The organism is Streptomyces sp. SAS_270 (assembly GCF_052543295.1).
In genome coordinates, this window is sequence record NZ_JBMNDS010000012.1 from 15,295 (window position 1) to 38,742 (window position 23,448).

Consider the following 23,448-nt stretch of genomic DNA (forward strand, 5'->3'; position numbering starts at 1 on the left):
GCTCCTAGCGGGGGTGGTTTCCGACGGAGACGGTGCCGGTGGTTTTCGCACCGGCACGGTTGTCGTACACGACGTCGTCGGTGGACTTCTTCCAGATCTTGATCAGGAAGGTGTCCGGCTTGTCGGTCGCGGTGATCCGGAATCCGTAGCCGCTCTTGCCGTTGACGGCGCCGGAGCCCTGGTAGACGGCGTGGGACCCGCTGATCACGAGCCAGTCGGAGGCCGTGGAGCGGAACGTGAGCCGGGCGGGGCGGAAGGCGAACGTGGCCTCTCCGGTGGGGGCGGTGGCCCCCTTTCGGTACCGGGCACCGAAGGCGAACGCCGCCTTGCCGGTGAGGTCCGGCCTGGCCGGGAAGGCCCCGGCCGGTGAGGTGATCGTGCCGGCGCCGGACGCCGGTCCGGCGGCACGGTCGTAGACGATCAGCTCGGGAAGCGTCTCGCGGTCCTTGGCGCCGTCGTCGTCGGTGACGGTGATCACCGGACGACGGATACCGGCTTTGGTGTAGGTGTGTTCCGCGTGGCATACGGAGGCGGAGACCTTGCCCGACTGCGGCTTGCTCCCGTCCTTCCAGTCGACGGCGCAGGTGTGGCTGTCGCTCGCGCCCGGGTCGGTGAACTTCGCGGTGACGACCGCGCGCCTGCCGACCGGCACCGGGGACTTCGGTCCCTCGGCGGAGGTGATGGCAGGTGCCGCGTTGGCCACCTCGACGGTCGCCGTGTCGCTGCTGCGCCCGCCGGTCAGGGTGACCTCGTAGGTGCCGTCGTCGGTGCACGCGATCGTGGTCCTGGCGGCCGCCGCGTCGGCGAAGGTGCAGGGCGCTCCCGCCGAGACGGTCCACTTCGGGCTGCCCGCGCCGGAGAGCGTGCCGTTCAGCGCGATCGCGTCGCCTTCCTTCCCGCTCGCGTTCTCACCGGCGTGCACGATGGTCACTGGGTCGATGCCGGTCAGCGTGGGTGCGACCTTCTTGATCAGACCGTCCGAGTCGAACTCCAGCTTGTCGATGGTCGTTTCGCGGTGCATACCGTCACCGCCGGGGATCGCGAACCGGTGGTAGGCGATGTACCAGTCGTCGGTGTTCGGGACATGTACGACGCTGTGGTGGCCGGTTCCCTTGATGCCCAGCGAGAGGTCCTTCGAGAGGATCACGCCCTGCTTCGTCCAGGGGCCGGCGGGGGAGGGGCCGGTGGCGTAGGCGACACGGTAGTTCTCGTCCCGGGTGTCGTTCTCCGACCACATGAAGTAGTAGGTGCCCTTGCGCTTGATGACGAAGGAGCCCTCGTTGTAGCCGCTCGGGGTGATGTCCTTCGTCTTCGAGGTGTCGAGGGAGGTCATGTCGTCGTTCAGCGGGGCCACGTAGGCATGCCCGTTGCCCCAGTAGAGATACGACTGCCCGTCGTCGTCGGTGAAGACCGCCGGGTCGATCATCTGGCCGCTCAACTGACCTGCCTTGAGCAGCGGTTGACCGAGCGCGTCCTTGAACGGGCCGGTCGGCGAGTCGGACACCGCGACGCCTATGTTCGCGTCCGCGCAGAAGTAGAAGTAGTACTTCCCGTCCTTCTCGGCGATCGTCGGCGCCCAGGCCCTGCTGTCGGCCCAGCTGACGTCGGGTCCAAGGTCGAGGATGACACCGTGGTCCTTCCAGTGGACCAGGTCGGTGGAGGAGTACGCCTTGAACTGCGTGCCGCTCCAGCCCTCGAAGCCGTCGGTCGTCGGGTAGATGTAGAAGGTGTCGCCGAACCGCACGATGTTCGGGTCGGCGTTCAGTCCCGGCAGGACCGGGCTCTTCATGATCTGCGCCGAGACGGTCCAGGTGCGCTTCGTGCCGTCGGAGCCCGTCACCTCGTACGTCACCGGCTTGCTGAAGTCCTGGACGCTGCCGGAGGCGGGGCTGATCGCCGCGCCGTGCGCGAGGGTGAACTCCGGTGCCAGCGCGGTGAGATCGGTGCCCTCCTTCATCGGCAGCGTGACCTTGCTGTCGGCGTTGTCAAGGATGGCGTCGACCTTGAGTGCGGGGTGGGAGACGTGCGCGATGCCCGCCGTGTTGCCGCTGAGCTCCATGACCTCCGCGGCCGACAGGGCCCGGTCGTAGATGCGGAAGTCGTCGACCTCGCCGGCGAAGTACGGGTCGGCCGCGTACAGGGACTTGCCGATGTAGCCGCTGTAGTCCTTGTTCGCGTCGTACAGCTCGGACGGCTTGATGGTGGTCGTCGTGCGGGCCGCCTCGACGCCGTCGACGTAGAGGACCATCGTGCCGCTCGTGCCGTCGAGGGTCACGGTGATGTGCCGCCACTCGCCGGGGGTGAGCTGCGAGCCGGCCGTCAGCTTCGACTCCGCGGACCAACTCGCCTTGGTGATGGCCGAGTAGAGACTGGATCCGCCGTTGGAGGGCGTGGCGAAGAGGTACTTGTCGCTGTCGGGGCCGAGGCCGAACAGCCACTCGAAGTTGTCGCCGCCCTTCCACTTGGCGTATGTCGACACCGTCACGCTGTCGGCGTTCTTCAGCACCCCGTTCGGGATCTTCACATAGGGGGAGGCGGCCCCACCGGACATCTTGAACGAGCCGTCGTGCACGCCGGTGCCGAAGTCGGGCGTGCGGATGTATGTGCCGTGGTAGCCGTGGCCGCTGGAGTCACGGGCGATGTTGCCGCCGGTCTCGTCGAAGCGGTAGTCCAGGAGCAGGTCGGCCGGGACGTCGGTGCCTTCCTCCGAGACGGTGACCTCGGCCCGGACCGGGATCGCGGCACCGCTCGGCAGGCTGCCGGTCACGCTGAAAGAGCCTGCCTTCGCGTACGCCGACGCCGGGACGTCCTGCCAGGTGACGGCGACGGGCCGCTTCACGCCGTCCGCGTACTCGGCGACGACGGTGGCGGGCAGGACAGGGGCCTTGCCGATCCCGGTCTTCACCGACACGTCCTCGACGCTCTCCACGAGCTGGTCGGGCTGGTAGGCGCGCAGCAGCCGGTCGTACTCGGCCTGGGTGACCGGCAGGACGGTGCCGTGGCGTGGCTTCGACGGCAGGTCGTATCCGGTGGACGGGGTCCAGTCGCCCGAGCCGAGGTCCTTGGTCTCGAACGGGATGTAGCCGCGGCCTCCGAACTCGTCGAGGAAGGCGTACCACTTGTCCTCGGTGTTGGACTTGAACACCAGCGGACCTTCGGCGGCGCTCATCGCGCCCTTGCCGATGCCCTCGGCTACCGCGTCCCAGGAGGGGTTGAGGATCGAGTCGCTCTTCTCCTCGAAGATGAACTTGCTGTTGGGCGTCGAGGAGGTGTTGTTGCGCTCGTCCTTGGACAGGCGGTAGTACGTCCCGTCGTGCTGGATCATCGTGGAGTCGATGACTGAATAGCCGCGGTCGATCCAGACCTTGGGCTCGCTGAAGGTGTAGAAGTCGCGGGTGGTCGCGTACATCATGCGGTTGTACGTGTCCCCGGAGTGCGAGTCGTTGTCGTACAGCTTCGACGCCCAGAAGACCACGTACTCGCCGAGCTTCGCGTCGTAGAACGCCTCGGGCGCCCAGGTGTTGCCCGCGCTGTCCGGGGAGATCTTCACCAGTCGCTGGTCGGTCCAGTGGACGAGGTCGGTGGACTCCCAGATCATGATGGACTTGCTGCCGGTGCGCTGGGAGGCGTCCCAGTCGCCGTTGCCGTAGATCCTGAGGTCGGTGGCGATCTGGTAGAACTTGTCGCCCTCGGGGGAGCGGATGATGAACGGGTCGCGCAGGCCCTTCTCGCCGAGCGTGGAGGTGAGGACGGGCTTGCCGTCGTTCAACTCCCGCCAGTGCAGCGGGTCGTTGCCCTTGCTGAGCGCGGAGTAGAGCTGCTCGCCGTCCGCGGTGCCCTCGCCGGTGAAGTAGCTGAACATATAGCCCTTGAGGGCTTCCTCGGCGGGCAGTTCGGGCACCTTGGCGGTCAGGACGCGGGTCGCGCTCGCCTTGCCCTTGGTGACCGTGGCGGTCAGGTCGACGGTGGCGGCGCCGTCGCCGTGCGCGGGTCGGCGGACCACGCCCGCCCCGGAGACGACGGCCGGATCGGCGGAGGACCAGGTGACCGTCGTGCCGTAGGCGCCGCCGTCAGGCAGGGTGAGGTTGCCGCGGGCGTCGTCGAGGTTGTGCACGCTCAGCGCGTCGGCGGCCTGCCGGGCGGCGGTGGCGTCGTCGAAGTCGGGGAGAACCGTGACGTCGAAGCTCCGGGTGGCAGTGACCGTGCCCTTCTTCAGGGTCGCCGTGAGGGTGGCGTGGCCGTCGGGCGAACCGGCGGCGGGGCGGGTCACGTTGCCGGAGTCCGAGACGACGTCGGTGTTGTCGCTGGCCCAGCTGATCGTGGAGCCGCCGGCCGTGCCGGTCCTCGGCAGGTCCAGGTCGGAGGTGACGGCCCCGGTGTCACCCAGGCTCAGGGCCGCCTTGTCGTCGGCGACGCCCTGGGTGTCGACGGGGAGGGCGAGCTGCTCGACCTCGGATCCGGCCAGCGCCCGGTCGTACACGCGGAAGTCGCGCATGCGGCCCTTGAACAGCTTGTCGCCGGAGTAGACCGACTTGCCCAGGTAGTTGGCGGTGGTGCTGCCCGAGCCGATCGCGCCCGGAGTGGTGGTGACCGAGGTGTTGCGGGCCACCTCCACACCGTCTTCGTAGAGCACACCCGTGGTGGCGGTCTGGGCGTAGGCGAGGTGCTTCCACACCGAGCGCGTCACATTGTGGGAGTCGGACGGCTTCGTGGTCTGTTCGGTCGACCAGTTGCCGGTCGCGACGGAGGTGCGGAGGGAGTTGCCGGTGGTGAACAGATAGCCGTTCCCGTTGCTCCCGCTGGAGTTGCCGAAGCCGTAGAGGAAGTATGGCGTGCTCTGCGCGGATTCGATCAGCACGTCCATGGAGACGGTGATCGACGCCATGCCCTTCATGATGTCGTCCGGCACCTTGACGTAGGTGTCGGAGCCGTTGAAGGCGAGCCCTTGACCTGATCCCGACCAGTCGGCGGTGCCGCTGACCGTGCCGTCCCGGCCGTTGCCGGACGCGTCGCTCACGGCGCTGCCCGAGGCGGCGTCGAGCTTGTACCAGAGGGCCAGGCCGTCGGTGATCTCCGCGGCTTCGGCCGACGGTGCCGCCGACGCGGGGGCTGCGGGGCCGGCGAGGGCCAGGAGCATCGAGGCTGCGGTGAGTCCGGCGAGCTGGCCCGCCCGACGTCTGGCGCGGCCGCGCAGGAGTGCGATGTGCGTCATGTCGAAGTTCCCTGCTGAGACACGGCTGATGACGGAAAGGGCAACGCGGGGGAGGAGGAGAGGGGGCATCCTGCCGACGGCAAGGCCCTTGCGGGCACCTGCCGTTACGGGCGTGTGACGTCGTGTTGCGAGAGTGTCAATCGGCTTGTAGTGCACCGTCAAGAGGTTTCGAACAATGTCCGACAGGTCGAACAGATGCTTCCCGGCCATCAGTTGCCGTGCCACGACAAAGCCCGCGATCATGTCTCGATCGCGGGCGAAGTCCGGTCGTGTTCAGGAGTGGTGGCGGTGGCGGTGACGAACTACCCTTCCTCACCCGCCACATGGACACCGAACATCGCCCCCTGCGGATCCCGCAGCACGGCGATACGTGGCCCGTCCGGCACGGAGGTGGGCTCCATCAGGATGGTTCCGCCGGCCTCGGCCGCGGCGTCCGCCGTGGCGTCCACGTCCTCGACGGCGAAGTACGGCAGCCAGTGCGCCGGTACCTCGGGCGGGAACTTCTCGTCCATGGTCACCATGCCGCCGAAGTCGGCACCGTCGATGCCCCACTGCGTGTAGCGCTCCGAGGTGTTCACGCTCCATCCGAACACCGTCGTGTAGAACGCGACGGCCCGCTCCGGAGCACGCGTCATCAGCTCAACCCAGCCGAGCGAGCCGGGTGCGTTGAACACCCCGGCACCGGGAAAGGCCCTCGGCTGCCACAGCTGGAAGGCGGCGCCGGCCGGGTCGAGGGCCACCGCGAACCGGCCCACGTCGAGGACGTCCATCGGACCGAGGAGGAGCGTGCCCCCGGCGCTCTTCACCGCCTCCACGGCCGCATCCGCGTCGGCCACCGCGAACGACACGTTCCAGGCGACGGGCTGCGACTCCTGGTACAGCGGGGACAGGGCGGCGACCGCGGCGTCCCCGAGGTGCGCGACCGTGTAGCCGCCCGCCTCCTGGCGAGGGTCCGTCTTCGCGCTCCAGCCGAACAGGCCGGCGTAGAACCGCTTGGCCGCCGCCAGGTCGCTGGTCCCGAGCTCGGTCCAGCAGGGTCCGCCGGTCACCGGCTTGTCGAGCTTCATGGCGTTCCTTCCAGCAGCTGCCACCAGGGAGCCCCCTCCAGCACGCTAAGCCCGTGCCCCGGCCCCGGCCATCCGGCGGGCTACTGGAGTACGGCGACATCGGCCACGTGCGCTCGACCGCGCACCGGCGACCCGGCGTCAGATCCCGGGCCGGTAGCGCAGCGGATGATCCGCCGGAATCTCCACGAGCACGATCTCCGTGCCGTCCGGATCGGCGATCCACATCTCGATCAGCCCCCAGGGCTCCTTGACCGGCGGTCGCCGCACCTCGACCCCGGCGGCCGTCAGCTCCTCGTGCGCCGCAGCGGCGTCCGGGACCTGGAGCCACAGCTTGACCGCGGGTGAGGGCGGGGTGTCGGAGCGGCCCGCGACCTCCAGGAAGCCGCCGCCGAGGAAGTAGACCGTGCCGCGTTCGGGACCCGTGCCGAACTCGCGATGCACGGCCAGGCCCAGTTTCCCGCCGTAGAAGGCACGAGAGCGCTCGGGATCGGTGGGACGCAGAAGCGTCCGGCTACTGAGTACATGCACCATGCAGCCGGAGCTTAGGGCCTGCCCGGCCGATCATGCCGCAGACGCGGGGTGTGGCACGCACATCTGCCGCGTTGTCGTCGGTTGCCAACGCTCCGCGTTGTCGCCCTCCTCCGCCTTGCAGCTGCACGAGCCACACCCCGCTCACCGGCGGCTATCAGGCACCGTTGCTTCCCTGCGACTTGATCGGCCGGACAGGCCCTAATGGAAGCAGGGTTAGGCTCAGGTGCCCGAGCCGCGCCCCAGATCGGAGAAACGCTCCATGGACACCGCCCCCACCGGACTGACCTTCCGCGACGCCACCGATGCCGACGTCGACACCCTGGTGGCGCTCATCGAGTCGGCCTACCGCGGGGACTCCAGCCGGACCGGCTGGACCACGGAGGCGGACATTCTCCAGGGGCAGCGCATCGACGCCGAGGGAGTTCTCGCGGTCATCAAGTCGCCCGACAGCCGCCTGCTCACCGTGGAGCGCGACGGAAAGGCCGTCGCCTGCTGCCAGCTCGAACACCGCGGCGACCACGCCTACTTCGGCATGTTCGCCGTCAGCCCCGCACTTCAGGGCGGCGGTCTCGGCAAGGTGATCATCGCGGAGGCGGAGCGGCACGCGCGCGAGATCTGGGGTGTCACCGAGATGCACATGACGGTGATCTCCGTACGCGAGGACCTCATCGCCTGGTACGAGCGGCGCGGCTACCGCCGTACGGGAAAGATGACGCCCTTCCCGTACGGCGACGAGCGCTTCGGCGTGCCGCAGCGCGACGACCTTCAGTTCGAGCTGCTGGTCAAGGCGCTCGCATAATCGTTACGCCGTGAAGCGGCCGGTGCGTTTGATCTCGGGATAGTCGGTGGTCGCGCCGTCCAGCTCCAGGGCGCGCACCAGCCGCAGCTGGTCCTGGGTGTTCACCACCCAGCCGATGATCCTGAGGTCCGCCTTGCGGGCGCGCTCGACGATCTCCAGCGTCAGCCGGCGGATGTTGAGGCAGAGGGTGGCCGCGCCGGACTCCGTGGCGCGGTCCACGACATCGATGCCGTAGCGGCTCGCGATGAGCGCTGTCCGCACGCCCGGCACGAGCCGGGCGATCTCGTCGATCGCCTCGTCGTGGAACGAGGACACCTCCACCCGCCCGACCAGATCGCGCCGGTGCATCACCTCGGCCAGCGCCCGCGCGGCCGCCACATCCTTGATCTCGGCCTGCAACGGGGCCCGTACGGCGTCCAGGACCTCCTCGAAGAGGGGGACCCGCTCGCCATGACCGGCATCCAGCGTGCGCAGCTCGGAGAGCGTCTTCTCGGCGATCGGTCCCGAACCGTCGGTCGTCCGGTCCACGTCGGCGTCGTGCATGACGACGAGGGCGCCGTCCTTGCTCAGGTGCAGATCGAGTTCGATCAGGTCGAGGCCCGCGTTCTGGGCGGCCAGGAAGGAACGGAGCGTGTTCTCGGGTTCGATACCCATCACTCCGCGGTGACCGATGGTGAGGAAGTTCAAGGTCCAACTCGCTTCCGTCGACGGCGGCTCGGCTCGCGCGCGGACTCCGACGGGACGTCCACGCGGCAGGGCCGCAGCCTAACGGCCCGACTGTGCGATGTACCCGCCCGTACGCGGGGGAATGGGCCGACGGACCGGAAGGAACTGGACCGTCCCGCCCGGCCGGGTCACTCCTGGGTGGGCGAGTCCCGTGAGCGTTGACCGGAACCGCACCTCTTGCGTCCCGGCGCTCTGACGGCTAGTCAAATGGCGTCCCGGTAAGGGGAACCGAGCCCACGCGAAAGTCCCACGAGAGACTCCCACGGAGAGGCACACCCATGACCGACCAGGCCGCCGAGGTCGCCCCCGACGCCCGTGTACTCCTCGACGCCATCAAGGCCTACTTCCCGGACCTCGGAGGCGCCGTCACCGACGCGGCGGAGGTGCGGCGCCTCCTCGCCCAGGCGCCCGCCTGGCCGTTCGAGCCGCCCGCGGTGGGCTCCGTCGAGGACCGCGCGGTACCGGGTCCGGCCGGGGCTCCGGACCTCCCCGTACGGATCTACCGGCCGCGCTCCGAGCGACGGTCGCCCGTGCCCCGGCCGACCGTCGTGTTCTTCCACGGCGGCGGCTGGGTGATCGGCGGCCTGGACTCGCACGACCCGATCGCGCGCGGCCTGTGCCGGGACGCGGACGCCGTCGTCGTGTCGGTCGACTACCGGCTCGCGCCCGAGGCCCGCTTCCCCGCGGCCGTCGACGACGCCTGCGCCGCGCTGAGCTGGGCGGCGGCGCACCTCGGTGAACTGGGTGAGGACCCGGGGGCGCTGGTCGTCGCCGGGGACAGCGCGGGCGGGAACCTCGCGGCCGTGGCGGCGCTGATCGCCCGCGACCGCGGCGGCCCGCCGCTCGCGCTCCAGGTGCTGGTCTACCCCGCGACCGACGCGCGACCGCGGCTCGACCCGCCCGCCGCGGACAGTGCGGGACACTTCCTCACGGCGGCCCACGGCCGCTGGTTCGCCGAGCAGTACTTCGGGCCCGACGGCGACCGGGCCCACCCGCACGCCTCGCCCCTGGTGGCCGAACTGCACCGTCTGCCGCCCGCCCACATCGTCACCGCGGGCTTCGACCGGCTCTGCGCGGAGGGCCGCGCGTACGCCGCGAAGCTGCGCGCGGCCGGCGTGCCGGTCACGGAGAGCCACTTTCCGGGCATGTTCCACGGATTCTTCGGCTTCCCGGAGCTCCTCGCGGACGCCCGCGCCGCACAGCAGTCCGTAGCGGAAGTAATCGCCGCAACGGTGTCCGACAGGAAAAAGAGCGGTGAAGATGGGGGTGGCGCAGGATAATCTCCCGAGGCTCCACTTGTGGGAAGGAACCTCGGACGCATACGGTGTCCATACGCGAGGTTCTCCCGTGGAGGATGGGGCATGACGGAAATTCTTGTGCAGGCTGTGACGGAGGAGCGGGTTCCTCCCGTGGGCAGGGTGGTGGAGCACCCGGCTTGGCCCGTGCTCAAGGTTGCCGTGGAGGAGATCCGGCCATGGCAGTCCAAGGACGGCTCGATCGACTTCGAGGCCGAGGGCGCGCCCGACGCGTCCGATGCGGACCTGGCCGTACGCCGTGTCATAGACGCGATAGAGCAGCTCGCCCCGCTGCTGCCGCACGACGCCGACTACCACGCGGCGCTCGTGAAGGATCTGCGCCGCTGGGCGGACCAGGGCTTCCATGTGCCCGACTTCCTCGACTCGCTGCTGGCCTTCCAGCCCGCCGCACACCGCGAGGACGGGCTACAGCACCTGGTCGTCTTCCCGATGTACACGCAGAACGGCAACCCGAACCGCAACTTCGAAGCGGTCGTGCTGCGCATGGTGTGGCCCGACTGGCTCGCAGAGCTGGAGGCCACCCGCTACGACAACCCGCTGTTCTGCGGGATCTCCTTCGAGGACTTCACCGCCGGCTACGACACGAACTCGGCCGTCCTCTTCCCGGAGACCATCGCCGTGCGCGAAGCGCCCGAGCGCTTCTCCTGGGGCGGCATCTTCTGCGACCGTGAGGCCGCCCGCTTCCGTGCCGTCACCGACGCCGCCGTCGGCATCCTGGGCCTGGAGCTGCCCGAGGACATCGCCTCGATGGTGCACGACCAGAAGCGCAGCGAAGAGGCCTTCGTCCTGTGGGACATGGTCCACGACCGCACCCACAGCCACGGCGACCTGCCCTTCGACCCGTTCATGATCAAGCAGCGCCAGCCGTTCTGGATGTACGGCCTGGAGGAGCTGCGCTGCGACCTCACCGCCTTCAAGGAGGCCGTGAAGCTGGAGGCCGACGGCGTCCCGCAGGCTCGTGACGTGCAGTACGCGGTCCTCTTCGACCGGATGTTCCGCTTCCCGGTCACCGGCGAGCGGGTGCGCAACTACGACGGTCTCGGCGGCCAGCTGCTCTTCGCCTACCTGCACAAGCATGACGTCGTCCGCTGGACCGACAACAAGCTCTTCATCGACTGGCAGCGCGCCCCGCAGATCACCAACCAGCTGTGCGCGGAGATCGAGAAGCTCTACCGCGACGGCATCGACCGCCCCAAGCTGGTCCACTGGTTCAAGGCGTACGAGCTGGTCTCCACCTATCTCGCCCCGCACCCGGGCTCCCGCTGGGCCAAGGGCCCGGACGCCCTGGACCTGACCCAGCCGCCGCGAAAGCTCGTGGACGACGTGCTTCCGGACGAGTTTCCGCTCAGCATGTTCTATGAGGCGCTCTCGAAGAAGCTGAAGAACGTGATCGCCTCCACCAAGGGCATCACGGCAGCGGGCGCCGAGCGGGCCGCCGCGTGAGTGACCGCATCAACACTGCTCAGGAGGCGAAGACCATGGCGGGGAACGGAGCTCTCAGCGGTGCGGTGATCGCGGTGGCCGGCGCGGGTGGACCCGCCGGGCGCGCGACGCTGCTGCGGCTGGCCGAGGCGGGTGCGACGGTCGTCGGCGCGGACAACGACCCTGAGCGGCTCGCGGAGGCCGTGGACGCGGCCCGCTACGCGTCGGGGGGTGCCACCGTCACCGGTGAGCCCGTCGACCTGCTCGACCTGGATTCCACCCGGGACTGGGCCACGCACATCGAGAAGGAGTTCGGCCGGGTCGACGGCGTCGTCCATCTCGTCGGCGGCTGGCGCGGCAGCGAGACGTTCATCAAGACGAGCCTCGACGACTGGGACTTCCTGGAGCTGCTGCTCATCCGCACCGTGCAGCACACCTCCCTCGCCTTCTCGGAGGTGCTCCAGCGCAGCGACCGCGGCCGCTACGTCCTGATCAGCGCCGCGGGCGCGACCAAGCCCACCGCGGGCAACGCCGCCTACGCCGCGGCCAAGGCCGCCGCCGAGGCCTGGACGCTCGCCATGGCCGACTTCTTCCGCAAGGCCGGGGGCGGTGAGGAGCTCAGCTCCGCCGCTACGATCCTGGTGGTGAAGGCGCTGGTCCACGACGCCATGCGTGCCGAGCGGCCCAACGCGAAGTTCGCGGGCTTCACGGACGTCAAGGACCTGGCTCGGGCCATCGCCGACGTCTGGGAGAAGCCCGCCGCGGAACTGAACGGAAACCGTCTGTGGCTGACCGAGAAGCCGTGAACCCTCCGAAGACCGACGCCCGGCGTCACCACGACCCGGCGGTCCGCGGCTTCGCCAGCGACAACTACGCGGGGGTCCACCCCGAGGTGCTCGCCGCCCTGGCCCTGGCCAACGGCGGGCACCAGGTCGCGTACGGCGAGGACGACTACACCGCTAACCTCCAGCAGATCGTCCGCAGCCACTTCGGTGCCGGTGCCGAGGCCTTCCCGGTCTTCAACGGCACCGGCGCGAACGTGGTGGCACTCCAGGCGGTCACCGACCGCTGGGGCGCGGTGATCTGCGCGGAGAGCGCGCACATCAACGTGGACGAGGGCGGCGCCCCCGAGCGGATGGGCGGCCTCAAGCTGCTCACCGTGCCCACGCCTGACGGCAAGCTCACACCCGAGCTGATCGACCGGCAGGCGTTCGGCTGGGACGACGAGCACCGTGCGATGCCGCAGGTCGTCTCGCTCGCCCAGAACACCGAACTGGGCACGCTCTACACGCCGGACGAGATCCGCGCGATCGTCGAGCACGCCCACGGGCACGGCATGAAGGTGCACCTCGACGGCGCCCGGATAGCCAACGCGGCCGCCGCGCTGGACGTGCCGATGCGGACGTTCACCAACGCGGTCGGCATCGACATCCTGACGTTCGGCGGCACGAAGAACGGCGCGATGTTCGGCGAGGCGGTCGTCGTCCTCAACCAGGACGCCGTCAGCCACATGAAGCACCTGCGCAAGCTGTCGATGCAGCTCGCCTCCAAGATGCGCTTCGTCTCGGTGCAGTTGGAGGCCCTGCTCGCCAAGGACCTCTGGCTGCGTAACGCCCGCCACGCCAACGAGATGGCGCAGCGCCTGGCCGAGGGTGTGCGCTCGGTGCACGGGGTGGAGATCCTCTACCCGGTGCAGGCCAACGCGGTCTTCGCGCGGCTGCCGCACGACGTGAGCGAGCGCCTGCAGAAGCGCTACCGCTTCTACTTTTGGGACGAGGCCGCGGGCGACGTGCGCTGGATGTGCGCGTTCGACACCACCGAGGACGACGTCGACGGGTTCGTGGCGGCGCTCAAGGAGGAGATGGCGCACTAGGACGGCGCCAGGATCTGTCCCGGGCCTCTCCACCGAGAGCCAGGAGCATGCATAGATATACGGTCGACCGAAAAGTCATTGACTCCAGGTCGACCGTATTCCTATGCTCTGCGCACATGGAGCTGATCCAACAAACCCCCGACCTGTCCGCATACTTGGCCGCCGACGAGGTCATCGACCACCATCATCCGCTCGTACGCGAGACGGCCGTACGCCTCGCCAAGGGTGCCGCCGACTCGTATGCCTATGCGCGGGCCGCGTACGAATTCGTGCGCGACACCATCCCGCACTCGGCGGACTCCGGCGATCCCCGGGTCACCTGGCGCGCCTCCGACGTCCTGGAGCAGCGCACCGGCATCTGTCACGCCAAGGCCCATGCCCTGACCGCGCTCCTGCGGGCCGAGGACATCCCCACCGCGCTCTGCTATCAGAGCCTGCTGCACGACGACGGCAGCGGGCATGTCGTGCACGGCCTTGTCGCCGTACGGTTCAACGGGGCCTGGCACCGCCAGGACTGCCGCGGGAACAAGCCGGGCGTCGACGCGCAGTTCTCGCTCGATGGAGAGCGGCTGGCCTGGATTCCGGATCCGGAGTCCAATGAGGTGGACTATCCGGTGCTGTACGCTGAACCTCACCCGGCCGTTGTGCATGCCCTCAAGGGCGCTGCCGACCGGCCGCACCTGTGGAAGACCCTCCCCACCGCGCTCTGAGGCAAAGCAGTCGATGACTCTCACACTCACCGTGTCCGACAAGGTGCGCGCCCTCGCGCCCGGCTTCACCCACGTCGCCGTCGAGGCGCAAGGACTCCTCAACGGGCCCAGCACCGAGGGGACTTCGGCCCTCCTCGACGACGCGACCCGCCGTCTCGCGGCACGACTGGACGGGCGCCCTCCGCACGAGGACCCGCACATGGCCGCCTGGCGCGAGACGTACACGGCGTTCGGATCCAAGCCCTCACGGACGCGCAACTCGGCGGAAGCGCTGGCCAAGCGGGCCCTCACGGACGCCGGACTGCCCCGTATCAACGTCCTCGTCGACCTCTACAACGCCATCAGCGTCGCCCATCTCATCCCCGTGGGCGGCGAGGACACCGACCGCATCCGGGGCGGCATGCACCTCGAACGGGCCACCGGCGTCGAGGACTTCGTGACCGTCGCGGGCGGCGAGGAGATCGTCGAGCACCCCGACGCCGGGGAGGTCGTGTGGTGCGACGACGAGGGTGTCACCTGCCGCCGCTGGAACTGGCGCCAGGGGCCGCGCACGAGGCTCACGGAGGCGTCCACCTCCGCGATCTTCCTGCTGGAGAGTCTGGCGCCGATGCCGGTCGCCGACGCCGAGGCAGCCGGCGCGGAACTCGCCGAACTGCTGGAGAAGTTCAGCCCTGGGGCGCGGATCACCGTCCACGCCCCGGCCTGACCGGTCGGCCCGCTCAGCTCTTCTCGGCGGCGCGGACCTCTTCGGGGGTCGGCGCCGTGCCACCGAGGTGCGCGGGCATCCACCAGGTGTCGTCCGGCCCCTTGGGGCGCACGGGGTAGGCGCGCTGCGCGGCTTCCAGGAGCTCCTGGACCCGCTCGCGCAGCCGCCGGGTGATCGCGCCCGCGTACTGGTCGGCCGGGGCCTCGACCGGCTCGCCGACGCGGATCGTGATCGGGGTGTGGCTGCGCCTGAAGTTCTTCGGGTGACCCTTGGTCCACAGACGCTGGGTGCCCCACAGCGCCATCGGGATCAGCGGGACGCCGGCCTCCTGGGCCATGCGCGCGGCGCCCGACTTGAAGCTCTTGAGGGTGAACGACTGCGAGATCGTCGCCTCGGGGAAGACGCCGACGATCTCGCCGGAGCGCAGCGACTGCAAGGCGTGCTGATACGCCGTCTCACCCTGCTTGCGGTCCACCGGAATGTGCTTCATACCGCGCATCAGCGGCCCGGAGATCTTGTGCCGGAACACCGATTCCTTCGCCATGAAGCGCACCAGACGCTTCTGCGGAAGCGCGGCCAGGCCGTCGAAGATGAAGTCCAGATAGCTGATGTGATTGCTCACCAGCACGGCGCCGCCCGAGCGCGGAATGTTCTCCGATCCCTGCAGGTCGATCTTGAGGTCCCAGGCCTTGAACAACGTTTGGGCGAGACCGACGACGGGACGGTAGACAAGCTCTGCCATGGACGGAGTGGACCCTTCTCTCTGCCTGGGACGGGATCCCCATGGGCGGAAGTTACGCAGCCGTAGGTTTACGGCATTGCGCAGATCGTGCCCCAAGAACGGACGGGGGGCCAGTCCTGGTGCCTGAGAACGGCGAGATCCTCGTCACGTCGACAGCTTGATCCACCTCGGGCTTTTACGTCGCCTTTACTCCGCTCGAACAGTCACCCGCCGTACGAGCAGGTACATCTCGCATCCCAGGCAGTATCCGAACGCGGCATTGAGGAACGCGGCGGCGAGCGCGGCCCCCGTCGCCGCGAGGCCGAGACCTTGCACTCCCGCCGCGTACCCGACGAGTCCCACGGCCGCGAAGGTCAGCCCGACAGCCTGGGCGAACCGCGGCGGCTCGGGTGCCTCGAACTCCGTGGGCGGCCCGAGGCGGGGGCGCACGGCCCTGCGAAAGAGCCAGCCGTACGGGGAGCGCCCTACCCCGCCCACCGCGCCCATCGCGAAGGCCAGCGTCTGCCAGGCCAGCAGCCAGACGCTTCCCGTGATCAGCACGACCGCCAGTACGACGGCCGTCACGGCCGCACCGAACCGCGGCCCCCTCACATCAATGTCCATGAATCAAGCATTCCGCATCGGAGGGATTTCGAGGAGCGGGGAATCTTTGCAGTCGCGTGAACGCTGCACGCGAAGATGACCGGACTTGTGGTGTGCGTGGTGGTGCTCGCGTTGGCGAGCGGGTACGGAGTGCTGCATCAGCGGCGGAACGGGAGGGTGAGGGTGCGCGGGCGCGACGGCGGAAAGCGGCTCGGTGCGCCGGAGTTGGGGCAGGACCTCGGTGAACGGGCCACGCTGGTGCAGTTCTCCAGCGCCTTCTGTGCCCCCTGCCGGGCGACCCGGCGGGTGCTCGGCGAGGTCGCCGACATGGTGCCGGGCGTGATCCACGTGGAGATCGACGCGGAGGACCGCCTCGAACTCGTACGCGAACTCGAGATCCTCAAGACGCCGACCGTGCTCGTCCTCGACGCGGACGGACGGATCGTGCGGCGCGCCAGCGGTCAGCCCCGCAAGGCCGACGTGATCGCCGCGCTGGGGGAGGCCGTGTGAACCGGCGGTTCGCAACTGCCCCATGGCCCATTGACCTGGGGGGCCGCGGGTGATGCGGCTCCCAGATGCCGGAACGCCCTTGACTGCCCGCACCGCCTGTCGCCAGCCTGATCGCATGCCCCCGGAACTCCTTCTCCTCGAGCGCGAACGCATTCGGACCGCGGCCCCGACCCGCATCGCGCGTGCGCACTGTCCGAGTTGTTGAGCAACCACGGATCCGCTCACCACCTCCCGCAGAAGGACAACTCCATGACGGCCACGCCCGACCTCGCCACTCCCCAGCTCGCCTCCCCGGACCTGCTGCGCTCCGTCTTCCGGCGGCACGCGGCCGGTGTCGCCGTGATCACGGCCCCGGGTGGCGGCGGCCCCGTCGGCTTCACCGCGACCTCGCTCACCTCGGTCTCCGCCGAGCCCCCGATCATCTCCTTCGGCATCGGCCTGGGCGCCTCCAGTTGGCCCGCGATCGCCGAGTCCGACCATGTCGGCGTGCACATACTCGGAGAGCACCAGCGGGAACTGGCCGCGACCTTCGCCAGGAGCGGCGCCGACCGCTTCGGGGCGCCCACCGGCTGGCGCGAGGGCCCCGAAGGCGTTCCCGTGCTCGACGACGTACTCGCCTGGCTCGTGTGCCGGGTCGTGGCACGCGTCCCGGCGGGGGACCACCGCATCGTGCTGGCCGAGGTCGTCCTCGGCGACCCCTCGGGCGCGGGGCGCCCGCTGCTCTACCACGAGGGGCGTTTCGGCGGCCTGCGCGACTAGGCTCGGTCGCGCATGATCCTCGGGACGGGGCTCAGGCTGCTCTTTTCGACTACGCAGCGTTGCCAAGGTCACAGTTCAAAGCGCTTGCTTAGTGGGCGTTCACTGGGTGTACTGACGAGTAATATTTCGTTCGGAGCGCGGGCCGCCCCGACCGGGATCGGCCGCTTCAGGCGCCTATGCTGCCTGAAAGAAGGCAGCCCAGAAATGACGATGCAGTAGGAGAGCCGGCGTGAGCTTGAGGATCGTTGTCACTGTGAAGTACGTGCCCGACGCCACTGGCGACCGGCACTTCGCCGATGACCTGACCGTCGACCGGGACGACGTGGACGGTCTGCTCTCCGAGCTGGATGAGTACGCGGTGGAGCAGGCGCTGCAGATCTCGGACAACTCCGACGACGACGTGGAGATCACCGTCCTGACCGTCGGCCCCGAGGACGCCAAGGACGCGCTGCGCAAGGCGCTGTCCATGGGCGCCGACAAGGCCATCCACGTCGAGGACGACGACCTGCACGGCACCGACGCCATCGGCACCTCGCTGGTGCTGGCCAAGGCGATCGAGAAGGCCGGCTACGACCTGGTCATCTCCGGCATGGCGTCCACCGACGGCACCGCCGGCATCGTCCCGGCGCTGCTGGCCGAGCGCCTGGGCGTCCCGCAGGTCACCCTGCTCTCCGAGGTCTCGGTCGAGGACGGCACCGTCAAGGGCCGCCGCGACGGCGACTCCGCCTCCGAGCAGCTGGAGGCCTCCCTCCCGGCGGTCGTGTCGGTCACCGACCAGTCGGGCGAGGCGCGTTACCCGTCCTTCAAGGGCATCATGGCCGCCAAGAAGAAGCCGGTCGAGTCCTGGGACCTGTCCGACCTCGACATCGAGACCGACGAGGTCGGCCTCGAAGGTGCCTGGACCGTGGTCGACTCCGCCACCCAGCGCCCGGCGCGCACCGCCGGCACGATCGTCAAGGACGAGGGCGAGGGCGGCAAGCAGCTCGCCGAGTTCCTCGCGGGCCAGAAGTTCATCTGAGCGCCCCGGGGAGTGCAGGCACACCCCACTCGCTGACCGCCCCTCATCTTTCGCAAGCAGGAGAGTAGAAGTCCCATGGCTGAAGTTCTCGTCTACGTCGACCACGTGGACGGTGCCGTCCGCAAGCCCACCCTGGAGCTGCTGACCCTGGCCCGCCGCATCGGCGAGCCCGTCGCGGTCGCGCTGGGTGCCGGTGCGGACAACACCGCCGCCGCACTCGCCGAGCACGGCGCGACCCGGGTCCTGACCGCCGATGCCGCCGAGTTCGCCGACTACCTGGTCGTGCCGAAGGTCGACGCGCTGCAGGCCGCCTACGAAGCCGTCTCCCCGGCCGCCGTCCTGGTCCCGTCCTCCGCGGAGGGCAAGGAGATCGCCGCCCGCCTGGCGCTGCGCATCGGCTCGGGCATCATCACCGACGCCGTCGACCTGGAGGCCGGTGACGAGGGCCCGATCGCGACGCAGTCCGCGTTCGCCGCCTCCTTCTCCACCAAGTCCCGTGTCTCCAAGGGCGCCCCGGTCATCACGGTCAAGCCGAACTCGGCGCCCGTCGAGGCCGCCCCGGCCGCCGGCACCGTCGAGGCCCTGACGGTGTCCTTCTCGGCCCAGGCCACCGGCACCAAGGTGACCGCGCGCACCCCGCGTGAGTCGACCGGGCGTCCGGAGCTGACCGAGGCCGCGATCGTGGTCTCCGGCGGCCGTGGTGTCAACGGCGCCGAGAACTTCCCGATCATCGAGGCGCTCGCCGACTCCCTCGGCGCGGCCGTCGGCGCCTCCCGCGCCGCGGTGGACGCGGGCTGGTACCCGCACACCAACCAGGTCGGCCAGACCGGCAAGTCCGTCTCGCCGCAGCTCTACATCGCCAACGGCATCTCCGGCGCCATCCAGCACCGCGCCGGCATGCAGACCTCGAAGACGATCGTGGCCGTCAACAAGGACGCCGAGGCCCCGATCTTCGATCTGGTCGACTACGGCGTCGTCGGCGACCTCTTCGACGTCGTCCCGCAGCTCACCGAGGAGATCAACACCCGCAAGGGCTGATCGAGCCGGGCTGTATCGAGGCCCCCGGGACCGCGCAGGCGGCCCTGGGGGCCTCGGTGTTTTCCCGGGGGCTCCCGGGCTGTCATCCCGGAGTGAGCGACACCTGCACGGGAAGGTGGTCGCTGGGGAACTGGCGGCGCTTGGAGAACGTGTTCACCGAAGCCCGGTGCACCGTGACCCCCGGCGTCGCCAGAACCCAGTCGATCCGGTCGCCGTCGGGGACGAGGGGTCCATAGCCGTGGAAGGTTCCGTACAGCGGGCCGCGTTCGACCGCCGCGTCCCAGGTGTCGACGAGCCCGGCGCCGAGCAGCGCGTCGTAGACGGGGTTCTGGTGGGCCGCCACATTGAAGTCGCCGGTCAGCAGCAGGGGCAGGGAGGAGTCCAGCCGGGCGATTCGCGCGCGGATCAGCGGGACGGAGCGGCTGCGCGCGTGCTGGCTCGCGTTGTCGAGATGTGTGTTGAGGAAGTAGAACTCCCGCTCACCGTCGCGCAGATCGCGGAAGCGGACCCAGGTGACCATGCGGACGCACGAACCGCCCCAGGTGTTCGAGCCGATCACCTCCGGGGTGTCGGAGAGCCAGAAGTGGTCGTACTCCACCGGGGCCAGGCGTTGGGTGTCGTAGAACACCGCCGCGAACTCGTCCCGGCTGCCACCCGCCCGGCCCGTGCCGATCCAGTCGTAGCGCGGGCCGAGATCGGACTCGATGTCGCGCAGCTGCCGGTAGAGGCCTTCCTGCGTGCCGAGGACGGCGGGTGCCTCCCGGTGCAGCAGCTCGCGCATCACGGGGCGGCGCGCGGACCAGCTGTTGGGCTCGGCCTTGCTCGCGTAGCGGAGGTTGAACGTCATGACGTCCAGGCGGTGGCCCGGGTGCCGGCCGGCGGAAGCGGCAGCCGGACCGAGCAGCGGCAGCGCGGCGGCCGCCGCCGCCCCGGTCCGCAGGCCCATACGACGCGTCACTCGCCCGATGTTCGACACGCGACCCCCTCCCACCCGAGTCAGGATGAAGGGTGCGCACGGCTGTACGGAAGAAGGCGTGGGGCAGAAATGAGGAGGACGGACCACGCTGCGGACAGGTGTTGACCGGCGGGAAGCTCCACAGATAACTTCGCTCTACGGATTGTTGATTCCGTGAAGCGGAAAACAGGAGGGTGTGGGATGGGTCAGGGCCAGCAGGAGAAGGTGACGACGAGCCTCGCGGGCGCCGTCAGCGAGGAGATCAGCGCCTCCCTCGCCCCGGTCGACGTGGAGCTGGAGCGCCGCTACCCCGGAGACCCCGGCACCCGCCAGCCCGTTCACACCGTGTATGTGCCCGGTGACGTGTTCGCCGCCGACACCGTCCGCTCCTGGGGCGAGAGGGCCCTCGCCGCCCTCGACGAGCACGCCCCGGACGCCGCCTCCTTCGCCGCCGTCCTCGGCCTCGGCGACGACCTCGCCGCAGCCGTGTACGACCGCGTCCGCGCCAAGCTGGAGCGCGAGCCCATCGAGGACCTGCGCGTCGACTTCGAGGACGGCTACGGCCCCCGCCCGGACGACGAGGAGGACGCGGCCGCCGCCCGTGCGGCCCGGCTGATCGCCGAGGCGTACGAGAACGGCACCGCGGCCCCGTACATGGGCATCCGGATGAAGTGCATGGAGGCCCCGGTACGCGACCGCGGGATCCGTACCCTCGACATCTTCCTGAGCGGGCTGATGGAGGCGGGCGGGCTGCCCGAAGGGCTCGTCCTGACGCTCCCCAAGGTGACCTACGCCGAGCAGGTCACCGCCATGGTCCGGCTCCTGGAGGAGTTCGAGAAGGCACGGGGGCTGGACGCCGGGCGGATCGGCTTCGAGATCCAGATCGAGACCAGCCAGTCCATCCTTGCCATCGACGGCACCGCCACCGTCGCCCGCATGATCCAGGCCGCCGAGGGCCGCGCCACCGGCCTGCACTACGGCACCTTCGACTACAGCGCCTGCCTCGGCGTGTCCGCCGCCTACCAGGCCAGCGACCACCCGGCCGCCGACCACGCCAAGGCGATCATGCAGGTCGCCGCCGCGGGCACCGGCGTACGCGTCTGCGACGGCTCCACCAACGTCCTTCCCGTCGGCCCCACCGAGAAGGTCCACGATGCCTGGCGGCTGCACTACGGCCTCACCCGCCGGGCCCTCGCACGCGCCTACTACCAGGGCTGGGACATGCACCCCGCCCACATCCCGACCCGCTACGCCGCCGTCTTCGCCTTCTACCGCGAGGGCTTCGAGCAGGCCGCGGGCCGCCTCGCGCGATACGCCAACCATGCGGGCGGCGACGTCATGGACGAGCCCGCCACCGCCAAGGCCCTCAGCGGCTACCTGCTGCGCGGCCTGGACTGCGGCGCTCTCGACATCGCCGAGGTCGCCCGCCTGACCGGCCTGACCCGCGCCGACCTGGAGGGCTTCGCCGCGCCCCGGCGGGCGGACCTGACGATCTCCGGCATCTAGGAGTCACGCAGGAGGATTGCGGCGGGGGGAGCATTTGTAGGGGGTCCGTCACAGGAGTCTCCTACGACTTCTGCTGTCACCGCTGCCCCGTAGGCTGTGCGGCACTTCATTGGTGTGTCACAGGAACGGGGCAGCGGTGTCTTCGGGGGAGAACGAACAGGCGGAGGGCGTCGGCCGGGTGCTCGCCGGGCGCTATCGCATCGTGGCGCAGCTCGGCCGCGGTGGCATGGGTGTCGTCTGGAGAGCCGTCGACGAGGTGCTCGGCCGCGAGGTCGCCGTCAAGGAGCTGCGCACCTACACGGACGCCGCCGCGCCCGAACTGGCCGACCTGGGCCTGCGCATGCAGCGCGAGGCACGCGCCGCGGCCCGGGTGCGCCATCCCGGCGTCGTCGCCGTGCACGACGTGGCCGAGGTCGACGGACGCCCACTGATCGTCATGGAACTGGTCGACGGACCCTCCCTGGACGACGTCCTGCGCGAGCGCGGCACTCTCGACGCGCGCGAGGCGGCGTCCATCGGCGCCAAGGTCATGGACGCACTCGCCGCCGCCCACCGCGCCGGGGTGCTCCACCGCGACGTGAAGCCCGGCAACATCCTCCTCGACCGATCCGGACGGGTCGTCCTGACCGACTTCGGCATCGCGACGATGGAGGACCCCGGCGACGGCTCCGCCACCCACCTGACCCGCAGCGGCGAACTCGTCGGCTCCCTCGACTACTTGGCACCCGAGCGGGCCCAGGGCAACGACCCCGGCCCCGCGTCGGACGTCTGGGCGCTCGGCGCGACGCTGTACGCCGCCGTCGAGGGCGCGTCGCCCTTCCGCCGTACGTCCACCTGGTCCACGCTCACCGCGATCGTGGTCGATCCGCTGCCGGAGCCGCGCCGGGCCGGGCCGCTGGGGCCCGTACTGCAGCAGCTGATGCACAAGCAGCCGGACGCCCGCCCGGACGCGGACCGGGCCCGCGAGCTGCTGGAGCAGGTGGCTGCGGCACCCGATGCGGACACCGCGACGACCGGGCTGCGCGGTCCGGCGCCGCTGCCGCGCGAGGCGATTCGCGAGACGACGCAGCGGAGCGTTCCGTCGATCCCGCCGGGGTTCGGGCCGCCCGAGCAGGGACCGCCCGCACAGGTCCCGCAGGTCCCGGCGTCCGGGGCGGGCGCCGGTTTCGGGGCGCCGCCCATGGGCCCGACCGTGGTCACCCCGGCCTCGTCACCCGCTGCGGCACCCTCGCCACGCCGCGGCAGGGGACGCGTCCTGCTGACCGCGCTGGCCGTCACCGTCGTACTCGCCGCGACCGGCGTGACCGTCGCGCTCCTCGGCGGCTCCGACGACACCACCGCCACCGCAGGCGCGGCCCGGCCCACGTCGTCCCACGGCGCCGGTGCCGTGCCCTCGGGGGACGACAGCCGGGGCGCGGACGACCTCTCCAACGGCGCGGAGCCCACCGGGAAGGGCGAGCGGAAGTCCAAGGCTCCCGGCAAGGAGCCGGGCGGCAAGGGTGAGGCCACCGCCACCCGGGAGGCCACCGGTTCCGCGTCGAAGCCCGCGGGCGGCGGCACGGGTACCGGCTCGGGCGGCGGCACCGGCTCGGGCGGTACGACGGGCGGCTCGGGCGACGGCGGCACGACCGGCGGCAGCGGGAGCACAGGCGGCGGCGCAGGCGGCTCCAGCCCCGCGCCGGTGTGCGACCCCGCCGGCGGCGGCAAGTACAACTGCAACGTCTGGCGCACCGCCAAGTCCTACACGGCTGCCGGAGCCGAGGCCGGCGTCCTCAACGCGGGCACCAACTACTTCTACTGCCAGCAGAACCTGGGCCGCCGCGAGACCTACGGCGAGTGGACGAACGTGTGGTGGGCCAGGACGGACGACGACAGCGGCAACACGAACGTCTTCGTCAGCGATGTCTACCTCAAGGGCGGCGACAACGACGCACCGCTTCCCGGACTTCCCGTCTGCTGACGCCGTACGCGACCGC

General features: G+C 70.1%; 20 protein-coding genes. 13 read left to right on the forward strand and 7 right to left on the reverse strand.

The genetic code is table 11. From position 1 onward, the window contains the following. Nucleotides 1-4: 4 nt before the first annotated feature. The 3 genes from ACN6LB_RS10920 to ACN6LB_RS10930 form a co-directional block, all read right to left on the reverse strand. Nucleotides 5-5,212, reverse strand: coding sequence for a family 43 glycosylhydrolase (locus ACN6LB_RS10920; RefSeq protein WP_445025644.1), 5,208 nt, complete (start codon nucleotides 5,210-5,212; stop codon nucleotides 5-7). A 302-nt stretch (nucleotides 5,213-5,514) separates the two neighbouring features. Beyond that, nucleotides 5,515-6,279, reverse strand: coding sequence for a VOC family protein (locus ACN6LB_RS10925; protein WP_445025645.1), 765 nt, complete (start codon nucleotides 6,277-6,279; stop codon nucleotides 5,515-5,517). 138 nt (nucleotides 6,280-6,417) lie between these two features. Beyond that, nucleotides 6,418-6,810, reverse strand: a complete 393-nt coding sequence (locus ACN6LB_RS10930) for a VOC family protein (protein WP_445025646.1) — start codon at nucleotides 6,808-6,810, stop codon at nucleotides 6,418-6,420. 259 nt (nucleotides 6,811-7,069) lie between these two features. Here ACN6LB_RS10930 and ACN6LB_RS10935 point away from each other — a divergent pair, with 259 nt between their 5' ends. Next, nucleotides 7,070-7,609: a GNAT family N-acetyltransferase gene (locus ACN6LB_RS10935; protein WP_445025647.1), complete on the forward strand. Its 540-nt coding sequence runs from the start codon at nucleotides 7,070-7,072 to the stop codon at nucleotides 7,607-7,609. A gap of 3 nt (nucleotides 7,610-7,612) precedes the next feature. Here the strand turns inward: ACN6LB_RS10935 and ACN6LB_RS10940 are convergent, their stop codons facing one another. Then, nucleotides 7,613-8,296, reverse strand: coding sequence for a glycerophosphodiester phosphodiesterase (locus tag ACN6LB_RS10940; protein ID WP_356147332.1), 684 nt, complete (start codon nucleotides 8,294-8,296; stop codon nucleotides 7,613-7,615). A 317-nt stretch (nucleotides 8,297-8,613) separates the two neighbouring features. Between ACN6LB_RS10940 and ACN6LB_RS10945 the strand changes: the two genes are divergently transcribed. The 6 genes from ACN6LB_RS10945 (at nucleotide 8,614) to ACN6LB_RS10970 (ending at nucleotide 14,362) form a co-directional block, all read left to right on the forward strand. Beyond that, the gene (locus ACN6LB_RS10945) at nucleotides 8,614-9,615 is read left to right on the forward strand and encodes an alpha/beta hydrolase (protein ID WP_445025648.1); all 1,002 of its coding nucleotides are present in this window, start codon (nucleotides 8,614-8,616) and stop codon (nucleotides 9,613-9,615) included. Nucleotides 9,616-9,696: 81 nt separating this feature from the next. Beyond that, the gene (locus ACN6LB_RS10950) at nucleotides 9,697-11,094 is read left to right on the forward strand and encodes a DUF6421 family protein (RefSeq protein ID WP_356147339.1); all 1,398 of its coding nucleotides are present in this window, start codon (nucleotides 9,697-9,699) and stop codon (nucleotides 11,092-11,094) included. Between the two features lie 35 nt (nucleotides 11,095-11,129). Next, nucleotides 11,130-11,879: an SDR family NAD(P)-dependent oxidoreductase gene (locus tag ACN6LB_RS10955; RefSeq protein WP_356147341.1), complete on the forward strand. Its 750-nt coding sequence runs from the start codon at nucleotides 11,130-11,132 to the stop codon at nucleotides 11,877-11,879. Beyond that, the gene (locus ACN6LB_RS10960; RefSeq protein WP_356147346.1) at nucleotides 11,876-12,946 is read left to right on the forward strand and encodes a threonine aldolase family protein; all 1,071 of its coding nucleotides are present in this window, start codon (nucleotides 11,876-11,878) and stop codon (nucleotides 12,944-12,946) included. Before ACN6LB_RS10955 ends, ACN6LB_RS10960 begins: the two co-directional genes overlap by 4 nt. A gap of 116 nt (nucleotides 12,947-13,062) precedes the next feature. After that, nucleotides 13,063-13,656 (forward strand): transglutaminase-like domain-containing protein, encoded by a 594-nt coding sequence (locus ACN6LB_RS10965; protein WP_445025649.1) that lies wholly within the window; start codon nucleotides 13,063-13,065, stop codon nucleotides 13,654-13,656. 13 nt (nucleotides 13,657-13,669) lie between these two features. Then, on the forward strand, nucleotides 13,670-14,362 hold the full coding sequence (locus ACN6LB_RS10970; RefSeq protein ID WP_445025650.1) for a B3/B4 domain-containing protein: 693 nt from the start codon (nucleotides 13,670-13,672) through the stop codon (nucleotides 14,360-14,362). A gap of 13 nt (nucleotides 14,363-14,375) precedes the next feature. Here ACN6LB_RS10970 and ACN6LB_RS10975 read toward each other — a convergent pair whose 3' ends face one another. Together ACN6LB_RS10975 and ACN6LB_RS10980 are read right to left on the reverse strand one after the other, a co-directional pair. Next, nucleotides 14,376-15,104 carry a lysophospholipid acyltransferase family protein gene (locus ACN6LB_RS10975; RefSeq protein ID WP_356137470.1) on the reverse strand — a complete coding sequence of 243 codons (729 nt, stop codon included), beginning with the start codon at nucleotides 15,102-15,104 and terminating at the stop codon, nucleotides 14,376-14,378. Nucleotides 15,105-15,290: 186 nt separating this feature from the next. Further along, the gene (locus ACN6LB_RS10980; RefSeq protein WP_445025651.1) at nucleotides 15,291-15,707 is read right to left on the reverse strand and encodes a DUF4395 domain-containing protein; all 417 of its coding nucleotides are present in this window, start codon (nucleotides 15,705-15,707) and stop codon (nucleotides 15,291-15,293) included. A gap of 75 nt (nucleotides 15,708-15,782) precedes the next feature. Between ACN6LB_RS10980 and ACN6LB_RS10985 the strand changes: the two genes are divergently transcribed. The 4 genes from ACN6LB_RS10985 (at nucleotide 15,783) to ACN6LB_RS11000 (ending at nucleotide 19,011) form a co-directional block, all read left to right on the forward strand. Continuing rightward, nucleotides 15,783-16,196, forward strand: coding sequence for a TlpA family protein disulfide reductase (locus tag ACN6LB_RS10985; RefSeq protein ID WP_356137474.1), 414 nt, complete (start codon nucleotides 15,783-15,785; stop codon nucleotides 16,194-16,196). 249 nt (nucleotides 16,197-16,445) lie between these two features. After that, nucleotides 16,446-16,955: a flavin reductase family protein gene (locus tag ACN6LB_RS10990; RefSeq protein WP_445025652.1), complete on the forward strand. Its 510-nt coding sequence runs from the start codon at nucleotides 16,446-16,448 to the stop codon at nucleotides 16,953-16,955. 229 nt (nucleotides 16,956-17,184) lie between these two features. After that, the gene (locus ACN6LB_RS10995; protein WP_356137478.1) at nucleotides 17,185-17,973 is read left to right on the forward strand and encodes an electron transfer flavoprotein subunit beta/FixA family protein; all 789 of its coding nucleotides are present in this window, start codon (nucleotides 17,185-17,187) and stop codon (nucleotides 17,971-17,973) included. 75 nt (nucleotides 17,974-18,048) lie between these two features. Continuing rightward, the gene (locus ACN6LB_RS11000; RefSeq protein ID WP_445025653.1) at nucleotides 18,049-19,011 is read left to right on the forward strand and encodes an electron transfer flavoprotein subunit alpha/FixB family protein; all 963 of its coding nucleotides are present in this window, start codon (nucleotides 18,049-18,051) and stop codon (nucleotides 19,009-19,011) included. A gap of 82 nt (nucleotides 19,012-19,093) precedes the next feature. Here the strand turns inward: ACN6LB_RS11000 and ACN6LB_RS11005 are convergent, their stop codons facing one another. Then, nucleotides 19,094-19,987 (reverse strand): endonuclease/exonuclease/phosphatase family protein, encoded by an 894-nt coding sequence (locus ACN6LB_RS11005; protein WP_356137482.1) that lies wholly within the window; start codon nucleotides 19,985-19,987, stop codon nucleotides 19,094-19,096. 180 nt (nucleotides 19,988-20,167) lie between these two features. Between ACN6LB_RS11005 and ACN6LB_RS11010 the strand changes: the two genes are divergently transcribed. Next, nucleotides 20,168-21,472, forward strand: a complete 1,305-nt coding sequence (locus ACN6LB_RS11010) for a DUF6986 family protein (RefSeq protein ID WP_445025654.1) — start codon at nucleotides 20,168-20,170, stop codon at nucleotides 21,470-21,472. A gap of 136 nt (nucleotides 21,473-21,608) precedes the next feature. After that, the gene (locus tag ACN6LB_RS11015; RefSeq protein WP_445025655.1) at nucleotides 21,609-23,432 is read left to right on the forward strand and encodes a serine/threonine-protein kinase; all 1,824 of its coding nucleotides are present in this window, start codon (nucleotides 21,609-21,611) and stop codon (nucleotides 23,430-23,432) included. Nucleotides 23,433-23,448: the final 16 nt, after the last annotated feature.

Coding starts and splice junctions, on each gene's coding strand:
- ACN6LB_RS10955 (WP_356147341.1), top strand. CDS start 11,130: ATGGCGGGGAACGGAGCTCTCAGCGGTGCGGTGATCGCGGTGGCCGGC.
- ACN6LB_RS10935 (WP_445025647.1), top strand. CDS start 7,070: ATGGACACCGCCCCCACCGGACTGACCTTCCGCGACGCCACCGATGCC.
- ACN6LB_RS10930 (WP_445025646.1), bottom strand. CDS start 6,810: ATGGTGCATGTACTCAGTAGCCGGACGCTTCTGCGTCCCACCGATCCC.
- ACN6LB_RS11000 (WP_445025653.1), top strand. CDS start 18,049: ATGGCTGAAGTTCTCGTCTACGTCGACCACGTGGACGGTGCCGTCCGC.
- ACN6LB_RS10990 (WP_445025652.1), top strand. CDS start 16,446: ATGACGGCCACGCCCGACCTCGCCACTCCCCAGCTCGCCTCCCCGGAC.
- ACN6LB_RS10920 (WP_445025644.1), bottom strand. CDS start 5,212: ATGACGCACATCGCACTCCTGCGCGGCCGCGCCAGACGTCGGGCGGGC.
- ACN6LB_RS10945 (WP_445025648.1), top strand. CDS start 8,614: ATGACCGACCAGGCCGCCGAGGTCGCCCCCGACGCCCGTGTACTCCTC.
- ACN6LB_RS10985 (WP_356137474.1), top strand. CDS start 15,783: ATGACCGGACTTGTGGTGTGCGTGGTGGTGCTCGCGTTGGCGAGCGGG.
- ACN6LB_RS10965 (WP_445025649.1), top strand. CDS start 13,063: ATGGAGCTGATCCAACAAACCCCCGACCTGTCCGCATACTTGGCCGCC.
- ACN6LB_RS10970 (WP_445025650.1), top strand. CDS start 13,670: ATGACTCTCACACTCACCGTGTCCGACAAGGTGCGCGCCCTCGCGCCC.
- ACN6LB_RS10975 (WP_356137470.1), bottom strand. CDS start 15,104: ATGGCAGAGCTTGTCTACCGTCCCGTCGTCGGTCTCGCCCAAACGTTG.
- ACN6LB_RS10980 (WP_445025651.1), bottom strand. CDS start 15,707: ATGGACATTGATGTGAGGGGGCCGCGGTTCGGTGCGGCCGTGACGGCC.
- ACN6LB_RS10950 (WP_356147339.1), top strand. CDS start 9,697: ATGACGGAAATTCTTGTGCAGGCTGTGACGGAGGAGCGGGTTCCTCCC.
- ACN6LB_RS10925 (WP_445025645.1), bottom strand. CDS start 6,279: ATGAAGCTCGACAAGCCGGTGACCGGCGGACCCTGCTGGACCGAGCTC.
- ACN6LB_RS11010 (WP_445025654.1), top strand. CDS start 20,168: ATGGGTCAGGGCCAGCAGGAGAAGGTGACGACGAGCCTCGCGGGCGCC.